At 71.5% G+C, this 19717-nt stretch carries 15 protein-coding genes; 10 read left to right on the top strand and 5 right to left on the bottom strand.

Annotated elements, in window-relative coordinates; translation table 11 throughout:
• The 10 genes from Q0R13_RS07045 to Q0R13_RS07000 form a co-directional block, all read left to right on the top strand.
• A partial coding sequence (locus Q0R13_RS07045) for a 30S ribosomal protein S1 (protein ID WP_293901535.1) occupies positions 1–1140 on the top strand: 1140 nt, incomplete at its 5' end.
• A 115-nt stretch (positions 1141–1255) separates the two neighbouring features.
• A complete protein-coding gene (locus tag Q0R13_RS07040) occupies positions 1256–3214 on the top strand; it encodes a DUF3857 domain-containing protein (RefSeq protein WP_293901532.1) in 1959 nt (652 codons plus the stop codon).
• Positions 3215–3333: 119 nt separating this feature from the next.
• Entirely contained in the window at positions 3334–3621 is a 288-nt protein-coding gene (locus Q0R13_RS07035) for an integration host factor subunit beta (protein WP_293901529.1), read from the top strand.
• A 27-nt stretch (positions 3622–3648) separates the two neighbouring features.
• Positions 3649–4071 (top strand): large-conductance mechanosensitive channel protein MscL, encoded by a 423-nt coding sequence (gene mscL, locus Q0R13_RS07030; RefSeq protein WP_293901526.1) that lies wholly within the window; start codon positions 3649–3651, stop codon positions 4069–4071.
• Positions 4072–4137: 66 nt separating this feature from the next.
• The gene (locus Q0R13_RS07025) at positions 4138–4779 is read left to right on the top strand and encodes a phosphoribosylanthranilate isomerase (protein WP_293901523.1); all 642 of its coding nucleotides are present in this window, start codon (positions 4138–4140) and stop codon (positions 4777–4779) included.
• Between the two features lie 8 nt (positions 4780–4787).
• Positions 4788–6008 carry a tryptophan synthase subunit beta gene (gene trpB, locus Q0R13_RS07020; RefSeq protein ID WP_293901520.1) on the top strand — a complete coding sequence of 407 codons (1221 nt, stop codon included), beginning with the start codon at positions 4788–4790 and terminating at the stop codon, positions 6006–6008.
• Entirely contained in the window at positions 6005–6838 is an 834-nt protein-coding gene (gene trpA / locus Q0R13_RS07015; RefSeq protein WP_293901517.1) for a tryptophan synthase subunit alpha, read from the top strand. Before trpB ends, trpA begins: the two co-directional genes overlap by 4 nt.
• 9 nt (positions 6839–6847) lie before the next feature.
• Positions 6848–7768, top strand: a complete 921-nt coding sequence (gene accD / locus Q0R13_RS07010) for an acetyl-CoA carboxylase, carboxyltransferase subunit beta (protein WP_293901514.1) — start codon at positions 6848–6850, stop codon at positions 7766–7768.
• 174 nt (positions 7769–7942) lie between these two features.
• Positions 7943–9286 (top strand): folylpolyglutamate synthase/dihydrofolate synthase family protein, encoded by a 1344-nt coding sequence (locus Q0R13_RS07005; RefSeq protein WP_293901511.1) that lies wholly within the window; start codon positions 7943–7945, stop codon positions 9284–9286.
• 281 nt (positions 9287–9567) lie between these two features.
• The gene (locus tag Q0R13_RS07000) at positions 9568–11442 is read left to right on the top strand and encodes a winged helix-turn-helix domain-containing protein (protein ID WP_293901508.1); all 1875 of its coding nucleotides are present in this window, start codon (positions 9568–9570) and stop codon (positions 11440–11442) included.
• On the opposite strand, the gene Q0R13_RS06995 is transcribed toward Q0R13_RS07000, so the two are convergent.
• The 5 genes from Q0R13_RS06995 to Q0R13_RS06975 all read right to left on the bottom strand — a co-directional run bounded on the left by Q0R13_RS06995 (position 11429) and on the right by Q0R13_RS06975 (position 19697).
• Complete coding sequence (locus Q0R13_RS06995) at positions 11429–12076, bottom strand: glutathione S-transferase family protein (RefSeq protein WP_293901505.1); 648 nt, start codon at positions 12074–12076, stop codon at positions 11429–11431. The two genes, Q0R13_RS07000 and Q0R13_RS06995, sit on opposite strands and share 14 nt — an antisense overlap.
• Before the next feature lie 23 nt (positions 12077–12099).
• Positions 12100–12429 carry a thioredoxin gene (gene trxA, locus Q0R13_RS06990; protein ID WP_293901502.1) on the bottom strand — a complete coding sequence of 110 codons (330 nt, stop codon included), beginning with the start codon at positions 12427–12429 and terminating at the stop codon, positions 12100–12102.
• A gap of 85 nt (positions 12430–12514) precedes the next feature.
• On the bottom strand, positions 12515–16009 hold the full coding sequence (gene addA / locus Q0R13_RS06985) for a double-strand break repair helicase AddA (RefSeq protein ID WP_293901499.1): 3495 nt from the start codon (positions 16007–16009) through the stop codon (positions 12515–12517).
• On the bottom strand, positions 16006–18999 hold the full coding sequence (gene addB, locus Q0R13_RS06980) for a double-strand break repair protein AddB (protein WP_293901496.1): 2994 nt from the start codon (positions 18997–18999) through the stop codon (positions 16006–16008). The genes addA and addB overlap by 4 nt, the downstream gene beginning before the upstream one ends.
• Positions 18996–19697: a nucleotidyltransferase family protein gene (locus Q0R13_RS06975; RefSeq protein WP_293901544.1), complete on the bottom strand. Its 702-nt coding sequence runs from the start codon at positions 19695–19697 to the stop codon at positions 18996–18998. Before Q0R13_RS06975 ends, addB begins: the two co-directional genes overlap by 4 nt.
• Between the last annotated feature and the right edge of the window lie 20 nt (positions 19698–19717).

The raw sequence follows: 19717 nt of genomic DNA, 5'->3' as shown, positions 1-19717 counted from the left end.
CAGCGCACCGAACTGGTCAGCCAGCTGCAAGAGGGCGAAGTCCGCGACGGCGTGGTCAAGAACATCACCGACTACGGCGCCTTCGTGGACCTGGGCGGCATCGACGGCCTGCTGCACGTCACCGACATGAGCTGGAAGCGGGTCAACCACCCGAGCCAGGTGCTGGCGGTGGGCGACACGGTCAAGGTGCAGATCGTCAAGATCAACCCCGACACCCAGCGCATCTCGCTCGGCATGAAGCAGCTGCAGTCCGACCCCTGGGACGGCGTGGAAGCCAAGTATCCCGTGGGCGCCAAGTTCACCGGCCGCATCACCAACATCACCGACTACGGCGCCTTCGTGGAGCTGGAAGCCGGCGTCGAGGGCCTGGTGCACGTCTCCGAAATGTCCTGGACCAAGAAGAACGTCCACCCGGGCAAGATCGTCTCCACCTCCCAGGAAGTGGATGTGGTCGTGCTGGACGTCGATCCGTCCAAGCGCCGCGTGTCCCTGGGCCTCAAGCAGGCCCTGGCCAATCCGTGGGAAGCCTTCGTGGCGGCCCACCCGATCGGCACGGTCGTCGAGGGCGAAGTCAAGAACGCCACCGAGTTCGGCCTGTTCATCGGGCTGGAGAACGACATCGACGGCATGGTGCACCTGAGCGACCTGGACTGGGCGGCGCCGGGCGAGGAAGCCATCTCAAAATATACCAAGGGCGAGACCGTGAAGGCCCGCGTCCTGGACGTCGACGTCGAGAAGGAGCGTATCTCGCTCGGCATCAAGCAGCTGAGCGGCGACCCGCTGCAGGGCGACACCTACCGCAAGGGCCAGACGGTCACCGTCCAGGTCACCGAGATCACCTCGGGCGGCCTGGAAGTGCGCCTGGGCGACGACGATACGCAGATGACTTCGTTCATCCGCAAGTCGGACCTCAGCCGCGACCGCGCCGACCAGCGCCCGGAACGGTTCGCCGTCGGCGACCGCCTGGACGCCCAGGTGACCAACGTCGACAAGGCGGCCCGCCGCATCTCGCTGTCGGTCAAGTCCCTGGAAATGGCTGAGGAAAAGGAAGCCATCGAGCAGTTCGGTTCGTCGGACAGCGGCGCTTCCCTGGGCGATATCCTGGGTGCGGCGCTGCGCGAGAAGGCGCAGAAGGAATAGTTCGGGCCTGTTGGCCTAGACTGCGAACGGCGGACCGGTCTCCGGTCCGCCGTTTTCGTTTGTGCGGGGGCGCACTATCGTGAAGTCCACACGTCTCGGAAGGGCGCCCAAACAAGTGTCGCGTTTCGCCAGCCTGGCCGCGGGTTTCGCCGCCGTTCTCCTGCTCGCCTCCCCCGCGCTCGGCGCGTCGAAGCCGGCCTTCGGCGACCCGCCCAAATGGGTGGAGGTGGCCCCGGTCCCCGACCCGCCGCCCGCCGAGGGGGCGCCCGCCATCCAGACCCTGCTGGACGACAACCAGAGCCGGCTCTCGCCGCAGGGCGACGGCTTCTACAACCGCCGCGTCCAGAAGGTGCTGAAGCCCGAGGGCCTGGCCGGGCTGACCACCTTCGGCGTCACCTGGGACCCCGACGACGAGCAGGTCACCGTCCACGCCATCCGCCTGATCCGGGGCGGCCAGACCATCGACCTGCTGGGCATGGGCAAGAAGATGCTGATCCTGCGCCGCGAGCAGGATCTGGAGCGCGCCACCCTGGACGGGCGGATGAGCGCCACCCAGCAGATCGAGGGCTTGCAGGTGGGCGACATCCTCGACGTTTCCTGGACCCACACCGGCCGCGACCCGGTGGCCGGCAACCGCTCCTACGACATGGAAGGCCTGGGCTTTCCGGGGGTTGCCGGCCGCTACCGCGTGCGGCTGAGCTGGCCGGACGGCGACCCGATCCGCTATCGCACCACCACCGGCTTCGGCGAGCCCACGGTCAGCCACCGCGACGGCTGGACCTTCCTCGACCTCGACGTGGCCCAGGCCCAGGCGCCGCAGCCGCCGGTGGGCGCGCCGCAGCGCTTCCGCCGGCTGGGGTTCATGGAGACCAGCGGCTTTTCCAGCTGGAACGAGATCTCCCAGACGATGGCGCCGCTCTATGCCCGCGCCGCCAGCATCGACCGCGCCTCGGACCTCAACGCCGAGGTCGCCGCCATCGCCGCCCGCACCAAGGATCCCAAGGCCCGCGCCTTCGCGGCCCTGCAGCTGGTGGAGGACAAGACCCGCTACTTCTTCATCGGCATCGGCGATGGCGGCTATGTGCCGGCCCGCGCCGACGACACGTGGGCCCGCAAGTTCGGCGACTGCAAGGGCAAGACCGCCCTGCTGCTGGCGATCCTGAAGGACCTCGACGTCCCGGCCGAGCCGGCCCTGGTCAGCCTGGGCGGCGGCGACGGGATGAACGAGCGGCTGCCGTCCCTGGCGGCCTTCAACCATGTGATCGTCCGCGCCACCCTCGACGGCAAGGTCTACTGGCTGGACGGCACCCGCACCGGCGACAAGAGCGGGCTGCAGGTGCTGAAGCCGCCGCCCCACCGCTGGGCGCTGCCAGTGCGCGCGTCCGGCGCCGATCTTGAGGAGATCGTGGTGCCGCCGCTGGACGAACCGCAGATCGTCGCCACCCTGCATTTCGACGCCTCCAAGGGCCTCGACGCCCCGGCGGGGCTGCGCATCAGCACCCTGCTGAAGGGCGACGCCGCCAACGCCTTGCGCCAGATGGTCGCGGCCACCCCGCGCGCCGACCTGGAACGCAACTTCCGCCAGCAGATCTCCGGCAACATGAGCTGGGCCGAAGTCGACAAGGTCGAGTGGACCGACGATCCGGCCAACGACAGCTTCGAGGTCCAGCTGTCGGGGACCGCGGACCTCGACTGGCGCAAGAACCAGGACCTGGGCATGCGCGAATACCGCGTGGCGGCCTCCGGAAACCAGACCGGCGGCTTCCCCCGCCGCGAGCCGGGTCCCAACCGCGACGCCCCCTACGCGGTGCCGTTCCCCTTCTATGTGCGGGCGACCACCGAGGTGGTGCTGCCGGCCGGCGGCAAAGGCTTCAGCGTACGCGGCGCCAGCGGCCAGGAGACGATCGGCGGCATGGAACTGAAGCGCAGTTCGGGAATCAGCGGCGGCATCGCGCGCTTCACCTCCGACATGCGCGCGCTCAGGCCGGAGATCACCGCCACGGAAGCCGAGGACGCCAGCCGCGCGCTGCGCCGGATCGCCGCCGAGGACACCCTGATCCGCGCGCCGCTCTGACGCGCTGGGGTTGCGGGGCCACAGCGTGCGGCAAGCTGGACTCTAGCTCGGCAGACCCGCTTTTGATCCTTGATCCGCCTGTCGGGTTCGCCCATGGTCGCGACGGTTCGAGGGGCCAAATGATCAAGTCCGAGCTGATCGCGAAACTCGCGGAGGAGAATCCGCACCTGACCCAGCGCGATATCGAGCGGGTGGTGGGCGTGATCCTGGAGCGGATGATAGAGGCCCTGGAAGACGGCGGCCGGGTCGAGCTGCGCGGCTTCGGCGCCCTGTCCGTCCGCTCCCGCGAGGCCCGCGCCGGCCGCAACCCACGCACTGGCGAGCCTGTGGACGTGCGCGCCAAACATGTGCCCTTCTTCAAGAGCGGCAAGGAGCTGCGCGAGCGGCTGAACGCCGAAGACGAATAGAGCCACTCAGCGTAGGAGGCTCACCACATGAGCATCTTCTCGGAATTCCGCGAGTTCATCGCCCGCGGCAACGTCATCGACCTCGCCGTCGGCGTGATCATCGGCGCGGCGTTCAACGACATCGTCAAATCCCTGGTCGACCAGATCGTCATGCCGCCGGTCGGCCTGCTGTTGTCGGGCATCGACTTCTCGCACCTGGAATGGGTGCTGAAGCCGGACAACCCGCTGACCAAGGCCAACGAGCAGGTGGCCATCCAGTACGGCGCCTTCATCAACACCTCGATCAAGTTCATGATCGTGGCCTGGGTGGTGTTCATGCTGGTGAAGGGCGTCAACACGCTGCGCCGGCAGGAGGATGCCGCCCCCGCCGATGAAAAGCCGCCGCCGCCGCCGCAGGAAGCCCTGCTGATCGAGATTCGCGACCTGCTGAAGGGTCAGGCGGCGACGTAGCCTTTCCCTCCCCCAAAGAGGAGGGATGACTTGCGCCTGCGCGCTCTTCTCCCCTAATCCGCCTTCATGACCGCCACGACCAAGATCTGCGGGCTTTCCACCTCCGAGGCCGTGCGCGCGGCGCTGGACGGGGGGGCGGGATGGCTGGGGTTCGTGTTCTTCGAGAAGAGTCCGCGCAACGTCGCCCCGGACCTGGCCGCGCGGCTGGTCCAGCCCGTGAAGGGTCGGGCCAAGGTGGTCGCGCTGCTGGTCGATCCCAGCGACGCCGAGGTCGATCGGATCGCGCGCATTCTGCAACCCGACCTCATGCAGCTGCACGGCAAGGAAACCCCGGCCCGGGCGCACGAGATCGCCCGGCGGGCCGGCGTCGGCGTCATCAAGGTGCTGCCGGTGTCGGAGGCCTCCGACCTCCGCGCCGCCGCGGCCTACGATACGGTCGTCGAGCACCTGATGTTCGACGCCAAGCCGCCGAAGGATGCCGAGCGACCGGGCGGGCTGGGCGCGCCCTTCGACTGGACCCTGCTGGCCGGCCGCCGGTTCGCGCGGCCGTGGTTCCTGGCCGGCGGCCTGGACCCTTGGAACGTGGCCGGCGCCGTGGCCGCCTCCGGCGCGCCGATGGTCGACGTTTCCTCTGGCGTGGAGCGCGGACCCGGACTAAAGGACCCCGCCTTGATCACGGCGTTTCTCGACGCCGTTCGTCGCGCGTAGAGTCAGCCGTGAACCTCCCCGCCAAGCCCAACGACTACTCGGCCTATCCCGACGCCCACGGGCGGTTCGGCGACTATGGCGGCCAGTACGTGCCCGAGACCTTGATGCCGCTGGTCCACGATCTGGACGCGGCCTATCTGGCGGCCAAGGCGGACCCGGCGTTCCAGGCCGAGCTGGACGGCTTCCTGACCCATTATGTGGGCCGCCCCTCGCCGCTCTATTTCGCCGAGCGCCTGACCCGGCACTTCGGCGGGGCGAAGATCTACTTCAAGCGCGAGGAGCTGAATCACACCGGCTCGCACAAGATCAACAACTGCATGGGCCAGATCCTGCTGGCCATGCGGATGGGCAAGACCCGGATCATCGCCGAGACCGGCGCCGGCCAGCACGGGGTGGCGACAGCCACCGTCTGCGCCCGCTTCGGCCTGCCCTGCGTGGTCTATATGGGCGCGGTCGATGTCGAGCGGCAGAAGCCGAACGTGTTCCGGATGAACCTGCTGGGCGCGGAGGTGCGGCCGGTGACCTCGGGCTCGGCGACCCTGAAGGACGCCATGAACGAGGCCCTGCGCGACTGGGTCACCAACGTCCACGACACCTACTACCTGATCGGCACCGCGGCGGGCATGCACCCCTATCCGGAGATGGTCCGCGACTTCCAGTCGGTGATCGGCCGCGAGACGCGCGACCAGATCCTGGCCGCCGAGGGGCGGCTTCCCGACGCCGTCGTGGCCTGCGTCGGCGGCGGCTCCAACGCGATTGGCATCTTCCATCCGTTCCTCAACGACGCGGGCGTGAAGCTGATCGGGGTGGAGGCCGCCGGCGAGGGCATGGACACCGGCCGCCACGCCGCGGCGATCAACGGCGGCCGGCCGGGCGTCCTGCACGGCAACATGACCTATCTGCTGCAGGACGCGGCGGGCCAGATCACCGAGGCCCACTCGATCTCCGCCGGCCTGGACTATCCCGGCATCGGTCCGGAGCACTCGTGGCTGCACGATGTGGGCCGGGCAAGCTACCTCACCGCCACCGACACCGAATCCCTGGAAGCGTTCAAGCTCTGCGCCGAGCTGGAGGGCATCCTGCCGGCCATCGAGTCGGCGCACGCCCTGGCCCGCCTGGGCGACGTGGCCCGGGACGTCGGCCAGGACGGGATCGTGGTGCTGAACCTCTCCGGCCGCGGCGACAAGGACGTCGCCACCGTGGCGGCGTACCTGGGGCGCGAGGTTTGACCAAGGCCCGCATCGACGCCCGGTTCGCCGCGCTGAGGGCCGAGGGCCGCGCGGCGTTCGTGGCCTATGTGATGGCCGGCGATCCGGATGCCGACACGGCCCTGCAGATTCTCAAGGGCCTGCCCGCCGCCGGGGCGGACATCATCGAGCTGGGCTTCCCGTTCTCCGATCCGATGGCCGAGGGCCCGCCGATCCAGCGCGCGGCGCAGCGGGCGCTGGCCAGGGGCATGACCCTGAAGGGCACGCTGGACCTGGCCCGCGCCTTTCGCGACGGCGACCAGGACACCCCGATCATCCTGATGGGCTACACCAACCCGCTGGTGACCTGGGGCTACGACGCCTTCGCGCGCGACGCCGCGGCGGCCGGGATCGACGGGATGATCGTCGTCGACCTGCCACCGGAAGAGTCCGATCCGCTCGCCGACGCCCTGGACGCCGCCCACCTGTCGCTGATCCGCCTGGCCACTCCCACCACCGACGACAGGCGCCTGCCGGTGGTGCTGCGCCGGACCTCGGGGTTCGTCTACTACGTCTCGGTCGCCGGGGTGACCGGGGTCAAGGAGGCCGACGCTCGGACTGTCGCGCCGCACGTCGAGCGCGTGCGCGCCGCGTCGCAGCTTCCCGTGGCGGTCGGCTTCGGGATCCGCACGCCGGAGCGCGCGGCGGCCATCGCCCGGGTCGCCGATGCGGTGGTGGTCGGCTCGGCCCTGGTGGACGAAGTCGCCGGCGCGGTGGACATGAACGAAGACGTGACCGCGCGGGTTCTGCGGAAAGTGGCATCTCTGGCCAAGGCCGTGCGCTTCGCGCGCCAGGGCCTGGCGGCGGTCTGAACAAACCCGATGGCGATGGCTGATCAGCGTAACGACAAACCCGCCCGTCCGGCCAATCCGCGCGAACGCCGCGGCTGGCTGTCGCGGATCGCGCCCGGCGTCCGCAACATCGCCAAGCGCGACACGCCGGACAACTTGTGGGTCAAGGATCCGGACAGCGGCGAGATGCTGTACCGGCCGGACCTGGAGGCCGCCCTGTGGGTCACGCCGTCGGGCGCCCACATGCGGATCGGCTCCAAGCTTCGCCTGGACTACACCTTCGACGACGCCAGCTATGAGCGGATCGCCACGCCGATCGTCATCGACGACCCGCTGAACTTCCCGGACGACAAGCCCTATCCCGAGCGCCTGAAGGCCGCCCGCAAGGCAACCGGCGAGCAGGACTCCATGGCCATCGGCTACGGCCATATCCGGGGCCAGCCGGCGATGGTGATCGTGCAGGACTTCACCTTCATGGGAGGCTCGCTGGGCATGGCGGCCGGCGAGACCTTCGTGAAGGCGGCGCAGGAAGCCGTGAAGCGACAGGTCCCGCTGGTGATCTTCACCGCCTCGGGCGGCGCGCGCATGCAGGAGGGCACGCTCAGCCTGATGCAGATGGCCCGCACCACCCTGGCGCTGAACGAGGTCAAGGCCGCGGGCCTGCCCTATGTCGTGGTGCTGACCGACCCGACCACCGGCGGAGTGACCGCCTCCTACGCCATGCTGGGCGACATCCACCTGGCCGAGCCCAACGCGACCATCGGCTTCTCAGGCCGGCGCGTGATCGAGCAGACCATCCGCGAGACCCTGCCGCCCGGTTTCCAGCGCTCGGAGTTCCTGGTGGAGCACGGCATGGTCGATCAGGTGGTCAAGCGCGCCGACTTGCCGGAAAAGCTGAGCTCGATCCTGAAGACGCTTATGATGGGGCGTGAGCGTCTTTCAGCAGCCTGAGCCTGTCACAGCCTTGATCGTGCCTCTCCTCCCCCGGCGGGGGAGGGGGACCATGCGCGGCATGGTGGAGGGGGCATGCAGGAGGGACCTCGGCCACTCGGCGGCCGCGGCAGGCCCCCTCCACCAGCCTTCGGCTGGTCCTCCTCCCCCAATGGGTGAGGAGAGGGGCAGCCGATGTCCGTGAATCGTCCACTCGATCCCGGGCACGATCCGATCCGCGCCTCCGACGCGGTGATCCAGCGTCTGCGCGCCAATCATCCGACCTTGATCGACCTGACCACCGGTCGCGTGGAACGCCTGCTGGCGACGCTGGGCCGGCCGGACCTGAAGCTGCCGCCGGTGATCCATGTGGCCGGCACCAACGGCAAGGGCTCGACGGTCGCCTTCCTGCGCGCCATCGCCGAGGCCGCTGGCCTGCGCGTCCACGCCCTGACCTCGCCACACCTGGTGCGCTTCGCCGAGCGAATCCGGCTGGCCGGCAGGCTGATCACCGATGACCAGCTGACCGAGCTCACCGACCGGGTCGAGGCGGCCAACGCCGGCGAGCCGATCAGCTTCTTCGAGATCACCACGGTGCTGGCGTTCCTGGCCTTCGCCGAGACCCCGGCCGACCTCTGTATCGTCGAGGTGGGGCTGGGCGGCCGGTTCGACGCCACCAACATCTTCGCCGCCCCGGCGGTCAGCGTGATCGCCCCCGTCGACTACGACCACCTGGAGATGCTGGGCCCCGGCCTGCCGAAGATCGCCTGGGAAAAAGCCGGGATCATCAAGACCGGCCGCCCGGTGGTGGTGGCCCGCCAGGCCGACGAGGCGCTGGAGATGATCGAGCGGGAGGCTGACGACCGCATGGCGCCGATGCTGCTGATGGGCCGCGACTTCGACGCCTGGGAGGAGCGTGGCCGCCTGCTGGTGCAGATGCCCGAGCGGTTGCTGGACCTGCCGGCCCCGAGCCTGTTCGGTGGCTACCAGTTCGCCAACGCCGGCCTGGCGGTGGCCGCGGCGCTGACCTTCAACCACGACCTTGGCGACGAGGACCTGGGCCGCGGGGTCTCATCGACGGTCTGGCCGGCGCGCATGCAGCGCTTGACCGCCGGGCCGCTGGCGGATCTGGCCCGCGCGCGGGGCGCCGATCTCTGGCTGGACGGGGGCCATAACCCGCATGCTGGCCGCGCGCTGGCGGAGGCCGCCTCGCGGCTGATCGACCGCGATCCGCGGCCGCTGGTGCTGGTCACCGGTATGTTCGCCCGCAAGGACGCCGAGGGCTTCTTCCGCCCTTTCGCCGAGATGCGTCCGCGCCTGATCACCACCACCTTCGACAGCCCCATCGCCGCCGGCACGGACGAGCTGGTGGAAGCCGCGATCCGCGCCGGCCTGGAGCCCGAGACCTCGGCGAATGTCGCCGATGGCGTGGCCCGCGCCCTGGAGGCCGACGGCCCGGCCCCGCACGTGCTGATCTGCGGCGGCCTGCACTTCGCCGGCGAGGTCCTGGCGATGAGCCCGGAGACCTGGCCGAACTGACCCTCGGCCTCCACGGCGTTGGTCGGGTTCAAGGCGCCGAGCTCGCCGCGCTAGGGAACCGGATCGTGTGCGGCTGACGCGTCATCGCGGCTGCGCTAGACAGGGCCCACGGCGGGAGCCGGTGCTGGGGGCGTTTCCGGAATGGGTTGCGAAGGAGCGGCATCGGGTGACCCTGGTTGTGTGTGCGGGCTCGTCCCGCCCACTCAGGACACCGCATCGCCCGCCGCGCCGCCCGCACGGCGACCTCATCATTTGCCGACCGATTGCCGACGGACGCCGAAATGACGGCGCCGGCGGTGGATTTGGCCCACGAGGCGGACTTCCGGCTGGGCCCGCTGCTGGTGCGGCCGTCCCGGCGTGAGACCGGCGAAGGCCCGGCGCGCAACCTGCTGGAGCCGCGGGTGATGCAGGTGCTGGTGGCGCTGGCCCGACAGCCGGACGACGTGGTCTCGCGCGACGACCTGATCGCCAGCTGCTGGGCCGGGCGCATCGTCGGCGACGACGCCATCAACAACTGCGTGGCCAAGGTCCGGCGGGTGGGCGAGGCCTCCGGCGCCTTCCGGATCGAGACCATCCCGCGGGTGGGCTATCGGCTGACCCCGGTCGGCGGCGCGATCGCCGCGCCGACCGCGCCCCGCGCCCCGGACGACGGGGTCCTGCTGGCGGCGGTGCCGTTCGACAACCTGTCGCCCGATCCGGAGCTGGCCTATTTCTCCGAGGGCGTCACCGAGGAGATCCTGCACATCCTCTCCCAGCGCGGCGGGCTGAAGGTGATCGGCCGCGCGTCCAGCTTCCAGTTCCGCGGGCCCGACAAGTCGATCCCGCGGATCAGCCGCGAGCTTGGGGCCACCCACGTCCTGGACGGCTCGGCGCGGCGCAGCGGCCGCACCGTGCGCATCTCCGCCCAGCTGATCGAGTGCGCCGGCCAGACGACGGTCTGGGCCGATCGGTTCGACCGTGAGCTGGAGGACGTCCTGGCGCTGCAGGACGAGATCGCCGCCGCGGTGGCCGACGCGCTGCACCGGACCCTCGTGCCCGGTGCGGTCGTCGCCTTGGACCCCGTCGTCCACGACGCCTATCTGCGGGCGCGCGGGATGATCCTGGATCTGGTGGCCGGTCCGGCCACCCTGGAGCTGTTGGCGGAGGTCACCCGACGGGCGCCCGATTTCGCGCCGGGGTGGGTGGCCGCGGCGGACGCGCGGCTGCAAGTCCTGGCCGGCACCTCCGCCGACTGGCGCCACGTCGAGGGAGAGGCGGCTGAGCGGCTTCTCGCCGAAGCCGGCGCCGCCGTCGCGCGCGCCCAGATGCTGGCCCCCGACGCGCCGGACACCCTTCGCATCCAGCTGCTGATGGCGCCGGTGTGCCCCGACTGGACCCAGCTGGAGCGGTCGCTGCTGGCGGCGCGGGCGCGCTGGCCGAACGACGCGGCGCTGCTGTTCGACCACGGCCGGCTCCTGCTGCAGGTCGGCCGCCAGACCGACGCCATCCCGGCCCTGGCCGAAGCCTACCGCCTGGATCCGCTGCACGCCGCGGCGGCCAGCGCCTACGCCAGCGCCTTGCGCGCGGCCGATCGCACTGCGGAGGCCGTGGGCCTCTGGACCGATCTGGTCCGCCGTTTCCCGTCGTCGCCCCAGCCCTACTTCAGCCTGGTCTTCTGCCTGGCCGGGGCCGGCGACTGGGAGGCGGTCGACACCTGGATCACGCCGGACCGGCTGGCCCGGTTCCCGGAAGACTCCGAGCGCGTGCGCAACGTGCTGTTCGCGGTCAGCGCGCGGCGCCAGGGAGGCGCCGAAATGCGGGCGCAGCTGATCGGGCTGGCCAACATGGCCGCCGCCCGTAGCCGGCTGCCGCTGTCCTTCGCCGCGGTGCTGTCGGAGTTCTGCGACCTCGACTGGCTCTACGGGATCCTGGCGGCGACGTCCTTCGACGACCTTCGGCGGCCGGGCGGACGGCTGGACGCCGGGGACGGCAGCCTGGAGGTATTGTTCCTGCCCGAGTTCCAGCGCCTGCGCAGCGACCCCCGGTTCGCCCACCTGTGCGCCAAGCTGGGCTTCGCCAGCTACTGGATGGAGACCGACCGTTGGCCGGACTGCGCCAAGGACGTCGCGGCCGGCTACGACTTCAAGGCCGAGTGCGCGCGGGTCAGCCCAGCGTGATCCCGCTGGCCGCCAGCGCCACCTGCAGTTCGCCGGTCACCTTGGCCACCGCCGGATGGCGCGCGGCGCGGGCCGCATAGGCGGCGACCTTGGGATGGTCGGCCATCAGGGTCGGCCGGCCGACCAGCGGGGCGAACGCCGCCACGCCCAGCAAGGCGGGGGCCAGGATGCAGTCGGCGGTGGTCAGGTGCGGCCCGGCGACATAGCCGTCGTCGGACATCAGGGTCTCGATCAGGGTCAGGCCGCGTTCGAATTTCTCAGCCGCCACCGGGGCCGCCGCGTCGCCGCCGCCCGCCTGCAGGCTGTAGAAGAAATTCACCGACGCCAGCGACAGGTCGGTCTCGGCGATGCGGCGGATCAGGGCCTCGCGGGCCCGCGGCTCGGCCCCGGCCGGCTTCAGCGGCCGGTCGGGGAACTTGTCTTCCAGATAGTCGATGATCACCGTCGACTCGGGCAGCGGCGTGCCGTCGTCCAGCATCAGGCACGGGATGTTGCCGGTCATCGAGACCTGGCGATAGGCTTCGGTCCTGAGGCCGCCGGGCGGCGGTTCGATGGGGATGTCCAGGCCCTTGGCGTAGATCGCCAGCCGTACGGGCGCGCAGAACGGCGAGCTGTCTTCGGAATAGAGCTTCATCGTCCTGTCACGCCGGCCGCGGGTCAGGCCGACACGCCAGCTTCGGCCAGCCACTCCAGGATCTTCTGCTTGGGCATGGCGCCGACCTTCATCGAGGCCATCTGGCCGTCCTTGAACAGCATCATGGTGGGGATGCCGCGCACACCGTAGCGCGAGGGGGTGGTCGGGCTCTGTTCGATATCCAGCTTGGCGATCTTCACCTTGCCGAACAGTTCCTCGGACAGCTGTTCCAGGGCCGGGGCGATCTGCTTGCAGGGGCCGCACCACTCCGCCCAGAAATCCACCAGCACGGGCTGGGTCGATGCCAGGACGTCGGTTTGGAAGGAATCGTCGGTGACCTTGACGGTGCTCATGGCAAAACTCCTCTGGGCAGGGGCCTGACGACAACGCCGCGCCCCGCCACTCGATCCGCGCATATGGGCGGGCCCCGTCCCTCTATCAACCCGCACGGCGCAGGTCGGCAAGGGCTTGAGCCATCAGGATTTCTGGCACCGGCATCAGCTTCGGGTCGTCGGTCCAGATGATCGCTGCCTCGATGGCGCGTCCGGGGAAGATTTCGCCCAGCACGGCCGCATAGAGCGCCATCTGGCGCAGGTAGGCCGGGTCGGCGTCTGCGATGCGGGCGGGCGAGGGTCGGTTGGTCTTGAAGTCCGCCACCAGCACCCGCTGCGGCAGCATCACCAGCCGGTCGATGCGGCCGGAAATGCGCAGGCCGGCCGGCAGGGCCGCGGCGGTCCCGGCGATGGCCACCTCGGGACGCGACCCCGCGCCGAACACCTCGGCGAACCGGGCGTCCTGCAGCACCGACAGCGCCGCGGCGGCCATCTCGGCGCGCTGGTCGGGGCTAAGGTCCCGCTCGCGGGCCAGCAGGGCGGTCGCCCCCGCCGCCCATTCGCCGCGCGGTAGGTCCGGCAGCAACTGCAGCAGCCGGTGGATCAGGTCGCCGCGCCGGAACCGCCCCAGCCCGGCGTCCGCCGCCAGCGGCGACGGCGCGACCACCACAGCGCCCTCACCCAGGTCGGACGGCGAGGCATAGCGCGCATAGGCCTCGGGCGGCACGGCTAGCTGGGTCCAAGGGGGCAGGACGGCGGGCGACGCGGCCTGGGCCGTGGGCCGCGGCGCCGTGCCGGGATCGGGGCCGAACCGCTGGAACGCGCCGCCGCAGTCCGCCAGCACCCGGACCTCGTCGGTGATTCCGGCCTGGGTCAGGGCGTCGCGGATCGCGCCCCACCAGCCCTTCAGCTTCTCGGGATCGGTGCGCTCGGCGCGGCGGCCACACAGCACCAGGCGGTCGCGTGCCCGGGTCAGGGCCACGTAGAGCAGGCGATAGGTCTCGGCCTCCTCGCGCTGGGCCCGGGTCTGCCGGGCGGCGGCGGTGGCAGGGCAGTCGCGCGCGGCCGCGGCGCACCACAGAAAGCCTTCGTCGCCCGCCCGCCCGGCCCGCATCAGCGGCGACCCGCGCTGGGTCTGGGTCAGCGTCGTCTCCGGCAGGAAGACGATCGGCGCCTCAAGGCCCTTGGCGCCGTGCGCGGTCATCACCCGGACCTCGGGCCGCTCGGCCTCCATCTCCCGCTTCACGACGATGTCGAGCCCGGCCAGTTCGGCGACCAGGGCCTCCAGGCCGTGCGCGCCCCGCAGTTCGGCGGCCAGCACCTGGGTCAGGAACTCGTCCAGCACATCCTCGGCCTCGGCGCCCAGCCGGCCCAGCAGCCGCTGGCGCATGGAGCGTCCGTCGGCGGCCAGGGCGCCGGTCAGCTGGGCATAGAACTCGAACGGCCGCGCGGTCTTCGCGGTCTCCACCGCCAGGGCCAGGAAGGTCGCCGCCTGGGCCCAGTCCGACCGCTCCCCCGCCCGCCGTCGCAGACGCGGCCATAGACGCTCATCGCCCCGCCCATGAGCCAGGGCATAGAGCCCGTCGTCGTCCAGCCCGCAGAACGGGCTCTTCAGCAGGGCGGCGAGGGTCAGGTCGTCGTCGGGGAATAACGCGAAGCGCGCCAGGGCCAACAGGTCGTCGAAAATGATGTGGCCGCTCAGGGCCAGCCGGTCGGCGCCCGCCACCGGCAGGCCCGCCTGCTTCAGGGCCCGCAGGATCGCCTCGAACAGCGCCTTGCGCCGGCGAACCAGGATCAGGACGTCGCCGGCATGGGCCGGACGCCAGGCCCGCGTCGCCTTGTCGTAGACCGCCTCGCCGTCGCGGATCAGGCGGGTGATCTCGTCGGCGATCCGCTTGGCCAGCCGGCGATTGGCGCTGTGCTCCGGTTCGGCGTCGAGCGGCGCGTCCCAGGCGTCGGGCTCGTCGCCCTTGCGGTCGACCTCCAGGTCCCAGACATCGACGCATCCGGCATGGTCCCGGCGGGGGTCCGCCGGCCTGTGCTCGACAGGCTCATAGGTGTCGCGCGGCTGGATCGCATTGGCCAGGTCGGGCGGCGCGAACACGGCGTCCACGAACGAGAGCACCTGGGGCGTCGAGCGCCAGGAAGTGACCAGGTCCACGCGATGGAACTTGAAGCCCGCCTTGGTCGCCCGGTCGTAATGGAACTCGAACTTGCGCAGCAGCAGTTCCGGCTGCGCGCCTTGGAACGAATAGATCGACTGCTTCTCGTCGCCGACCACGAACATGGCGCGCTCCAGGCGCCGGTCGCCGCCCTGGCCGAGGCCGGAGAAGAACTCGGCGGTCAGGGCATCGACGATGGTCCACTGGTCGGGTGCGGTGTCCTGCGCCTCGTCCACCAGGATGTGGTCGATCCCGCCGTCCAGCTTGTAGAGCACCCAGGCCGCCTCGGGGCGGTCGCGCAGGAGGTGGCAGGTCCTCTCGATCAGGTCGGCGAAGTCGAGGGCGCCAACCGAGGCCTTCTCGATCGCGTAGGCCTTGAGATAGGCATCGGCCAGGGTGAGCGCGTCGTCGGTGTCGATGGCGATCTGGGCGGCGCGCAGGCGCTGGCGCACCCCGTCGAGGCGCGCCTGTTCGGCCAGCAGGAGGCCCTGTAGCGCGAGGTCCTGCTTGATCCGGGCCGAGGTGGTCATCCACTTGGCCGGTTCGCCAGCGCCGGTGAAGAACAGGGCTAAGGCGTCGTCGAGCGACGGGTCGGCCGCCGCCGCCAGGGTCGCGAGCTTCATGGCGCGGTCGGTGTCGGTCTTGGCGCCCGACATCAGGGCGTCGGCCGCGCGGCGGTAGAGGCCGCGGTCCATCTCCGTCATGCCTTCGGCGGCCAGCTCGTCCGGGCGCGACCCACGGGCCACATCGACCTCGCGCCAGATCCAGGCCCGCGCACCCTCCACGCCGCCCTCGCGGCCGAGGAAGGCCGACAGCGCGCCGCGGCGGGCCTCGAAGTCGGCGAACATCGCCTGGAAGGCCTGGAAATCCAGGCCCACCGAGAGGCGGGCATAGGCGTCGGCCACCTCGCCGTCGGTGTCGAGCACATGGTTGGCCACCAGCCGCCGCGCGGCGGCGGCCACGGCGGCGGCGGCCGGGTCGTCCATGATCCGGAAGGACGGCGACACCCCGGCCTCCAGCGGGAAGCGCCGCAGCAGCTTCTCGCAGAAGGCGTGGATGGTCTGGATCTTCAGGCCGCCGGGGGTCTCCAGGGCGGCGGCGAACAGGCCGCGGGCCTCGGAAAGGTCCTTGGCGTCGAAGCTGGCCGGCGGCCGAGCCTGCAGCGCGCCCAGGTCCTTGCGCAGGGCCTCGTCGCTGGCCACCGACCACGACCCCAGCACCTGGAACAGCCGGCGCTGCATCTCCGCCGCCGCGGCCTTGGTGTAGGTCACGCAGAGGATCGACTCGGGCCGGACCCTGGCGAACAGCAGCCGCGCCACCCGGTCGATCAGGGTCTTGGTCTTGCCGGACCCGGCGTTGGCCGTGACGAACGCCGACAGGGTCGGGTCGGCGGCGAGCTCCTGTGGGTCGCGGGTCCTGTCGGCCAGTTCGAGGGTCATTCGTCGCCCTCCTCGCCGCTGGTCGACCATTCGAACACCCGCGCCAGGTGGTCGTAGTCGGACGCGTAGAGCTGCACGAACTGCGGCGCGACCCGCGAGGCATAGCCCTGCCCCGGATCGGCGTAGCGCTCGACCAGGCGGATCATGCCCTCCAGGGCGCGGTCGGCGGCGTCGCGGCTGTTCAGCACCTTGGTATTGTCGCCATCGGGTGCGGCGCGGACCTCCTCGCGGCCCGGCGGCCGGCGGCCGGTGACCTGCAGATAAGTCAGCTCGCCGGGCTGCGCGGGGCCGATGTCGGCGAAGCCGCCGCGCGCCAGGATCGCGGCGGTCAGGGTGAGCTGCGGCGAGAATCCGCTCTGCACCATCTTCTTTGACGGCGCGCCGCCGGTCTTGAAGTCGAGGACGTGGCCCAGGCCGTCAGGCCCGACCTCGATGCGGTCGGCCTTGGCGGCGAGCGTGAAGGGCCGGCCGGCGATCTCCAGGGTCAGACGGCCGGTCTTCTCCACGTGGATCGCCCGCCCGTCGGCGCGGCGGGCGGTCTCCAGTTCGGCGACCCAGATCGCCGCCTCTGCAGCCAGCGCCCGCTCGCGGGCCAGGGCGTCGCGGGGCAGGCCGGCCTTGACCAGTTCCTCCAGGTAGAGGCCCTCGAAGATCGCCGCGGCGTCGGACGGTAGCTCGGCCGGGTAGGTCAGGGCGAAGCGCTCGAAGGCGGCGTGGATGGCCGTCCCGCGGGCGCGGGCCTCGACCTGCTCGTCCGGCCGCTCCATGGCGTAGAGGCGAAGGATGTCGCGCGCCCAGACCATGTACGGATCGCGCGTCAGGGCCTCGATGCGGGTCACGAACAGGCTGTGCGGTCGATGATCGACCGGCGGCTTCGGAGCGGGGCGCGGATAGGGGCGGTAGGCGTCGGGCGCATCCAGCCCGCGCGCCCAGTCCAGCAGCTCCGGCCGGTCGGGGATCACTAGGCCGGCGCCGCGCGCCAGGGTCTCCAGCCGCCAGAGCCAGCGCGACTTCACCGACGGCGCGCCCTCGCGGCGTTCGGTGTGCAGCAGGATGACCTCGGGCGCGCAGGCGGCCTGGGCGAAGTCGTGGGCGGAGAGGCCGATGCGCCGCTCTGGCGAGGGCAGGTCCAGGGCCTTGCGCATCGGGCGCGAGAGGAAGGGATCGATGCCGGCGCCGGCCGGCCAGACGCCTTCCTCCAGACCCGCCAGCACCAGCCGGTCGGCCCGCACAAGCCGGGCCTCGATGGCCCCCAGGATGCGCAGGCGTGGATGGGTGGCGCCCCCGGCCCGGATCGTCTCGCCCTCCATCAGCCGTTGCAGCAGGTCGGCGAACTGGCGTGGTGTGACGGCCGGCAGGCCCTCGCCCTCGTGCATCAGCCCGGCCAGCAGCCGGCCCATGGCTTCGCCGCCGTGGCCGGCCCAGAGGTCGCCGGTGTTGTGATCGGCGTCGCCGCATAGCGCCTCCATGGCGGCGGCGACGCGGCGGGCGGCCACGGGCGGCGGGTCGGCGTTCGCGGCCCAGGCGAGGGTCCCGACGATGGCCTCCAGGCGTTCGGCCAGCGGCAGGGTTTGGGGCGCTTTGAGGAGGCGGGTGTTCAGCTCGTCCCAGCTGCGGGCGCGCGGCCCGCGCAGGGCGGCGCGTTCCAGCTCGGCGCTGTCGCCCAGGCGGACGAAGGGGTGCTTCAGCAGGCCCAGCAGCGTCACCGGGCTCAGCGGATCGACGGCCGCGCGGGCGACCAGCGCGGCCAGCACGCCGCAGCGGCAGCCCGCCAGGCTCTCCCCGGCCGAGCTATCCGCGATCACCCCCCAGCGGGTCAGCCTGGCGGCCACCCGCCGCGCCAGGGCCTGGTCCGGGGTGACCAGGGCGGCGGTGCGCTCCGGGGTCTCCAGGGCCTCGCGCAGCAGCAGCGCCACCGCCGTGGCGGCCTCCTCCTCGGTCCGCGCGCTGACCAGCGACAGGCCCCTCAGCCCCTCGGCGATCGGGTCGGGGCCGGAGCCGGCCCGTTCCCGCAGGCGCGCGATGACGCCCAGCCAATCGGCGGTCTGCTCGGCGGGACGCAGGGCCTCGTTGATTACCCGCTGCCGGGCGCTGCCTCGAAGGCTGACGGCGGCCGACGCTGGCCAGATGCGGACGTCGCCCTTCGTCACACCGGCATCGCCCAGGAGGCGTTTGAGGGCGCCCTGCGGATGCTGCACATCCACGTCGGCCCAGGCTGTGTCGGCCAGGTCCTGGTCGAGGCCCGGCAGCACCACGGCCCCCTTGGGCGCCGCCGCCACGGCGATCAGCAGGGCGCGGGTGGCCGGCGCCGTGCCGGTGGAGCCGGCCGCCACCAGCACGCCCTTGGGCGGGGCGTCGGTCCAGTGCTCGGCCAGCCGGTGCAGCAGCCGCACCCGCCGTTCGCTGACGTCGACCACGCCCAGCGCGTCCAGCCGTGCGGGCCACAGGGTCAGCGCCGTGTCGAGGAAGGTGCGGGAGACCTCCCAGTGGGCCGCCAGTTCGGCGACGTCGACCAGGCCGGCCAGCCGCCCGCCCACCTCGATGCCCTCGATCTGCAGGCCGTCGAGGAAGCCGCCCAGGGCATCGGCCAGGTCCAAGGCGGCCGACGCCGACACCAGGCCGCCGGGGACGTGGTCGGCCAGGTCGTTGACCAGTCGGGTGAGCTCGAAGCGGCGGCGCAGGGGCTCGATGGCGGCCGGCAGGTCCAGGGCCAGGTCGCCCGGCTCGAACGGCGGCTCGCCGGCCTCCAGGTCTCCCAGCGGCCGCATCTGCGGCGGCAGGACGGCGCGGCCTCCCGCGGCCTTGATGAAGGCGTCGGCCAGGGCCCGGGCGCCGCGTCGCGTCGGCGTGAGCACGACCGCATCGGCCAGGGCCTCGGGGCCGAGGGGCGCCAGCGCGTCGTAGAGCCCCTGGGCCAGGTCTTCGGCGAACGGCCGGTGCGCCGGGATGTTGAACCAGCGCGGGCCCGGCAGCTCGAAGAAGGCGCTCATTTGAGGCCGCTCGGAAGCCGGGCCTCGGCGGCGTCGCGCGCCGCCGGGTCGCCCACATGCATCCAGAACCCGTCCATCGGCACGCCGTACAGCCGGCCCTGCGCCTGCAGTCGATGCCAGGTCGGGATGATCGAGAAGGTCCCGGCCGGCCGGTCGTCGAGGATCGGCGGCTTGAGGATGGCGACGCCCATGTTGACGAACGGCGTCGGCGCGGCGGGGTCGGTGGAGTGGGTCAGCCGCCCGACCGCGTCGCGCAGGAACCCCTGTGGCCCCTCGAACCCTATACCCTGGCCGCGGCGGACCAGCAGCAGCAGGATATCCATCGCCGCCGGGTCCCAGGCCGCCTTCAGCGCCTCCAGGGCGGGGGTCGGGCCCTCCAGCCACAGGGAGTCGATGTTGGCCACGTAGATCGGATCGCGGCCCAGCTGGTCGGCGGCGTGCTTGATGCCCCCGCCGGAGTCGAGCAACGCGGCCCGCTCGTCGGAGATCATCACCGCCAGGTCGCGCCGCTTCGCCAGATGCGTCTCCATCTGGTCGGCGAAGTGATGGACGTTGACCACCGCCCGCTCCACGCCGGCGTCGCGCAGCCGGTCCAGGACGTGGTCGATCAGCGGCTTGCCGCCGACCGGGACCAGGGCCTTGGGAAGGTGGTCGGTGAGCGGCCGCATGCGCGTGCCCAGGCCGGCGGCCAGCACCATGGCGGTCTTCGGGCCGGGCA

The sequence above is a fragment of the Phenylobacterium sp. genome (assembly GCF_025351295.1).
In the GTDB taxonomy this organism is placed as follows: domain Bacteria; phylum Pseudomonadota; class Alphaproteobacteria; order Caulobacterales; family Caulobacteraceae; genus Phenylobacterium.
The sequence above is the reverse complement of the archived record's forward strand: the minus strand, read 5'-3'. Positions and strand labels throughout refer to the sequence as shown.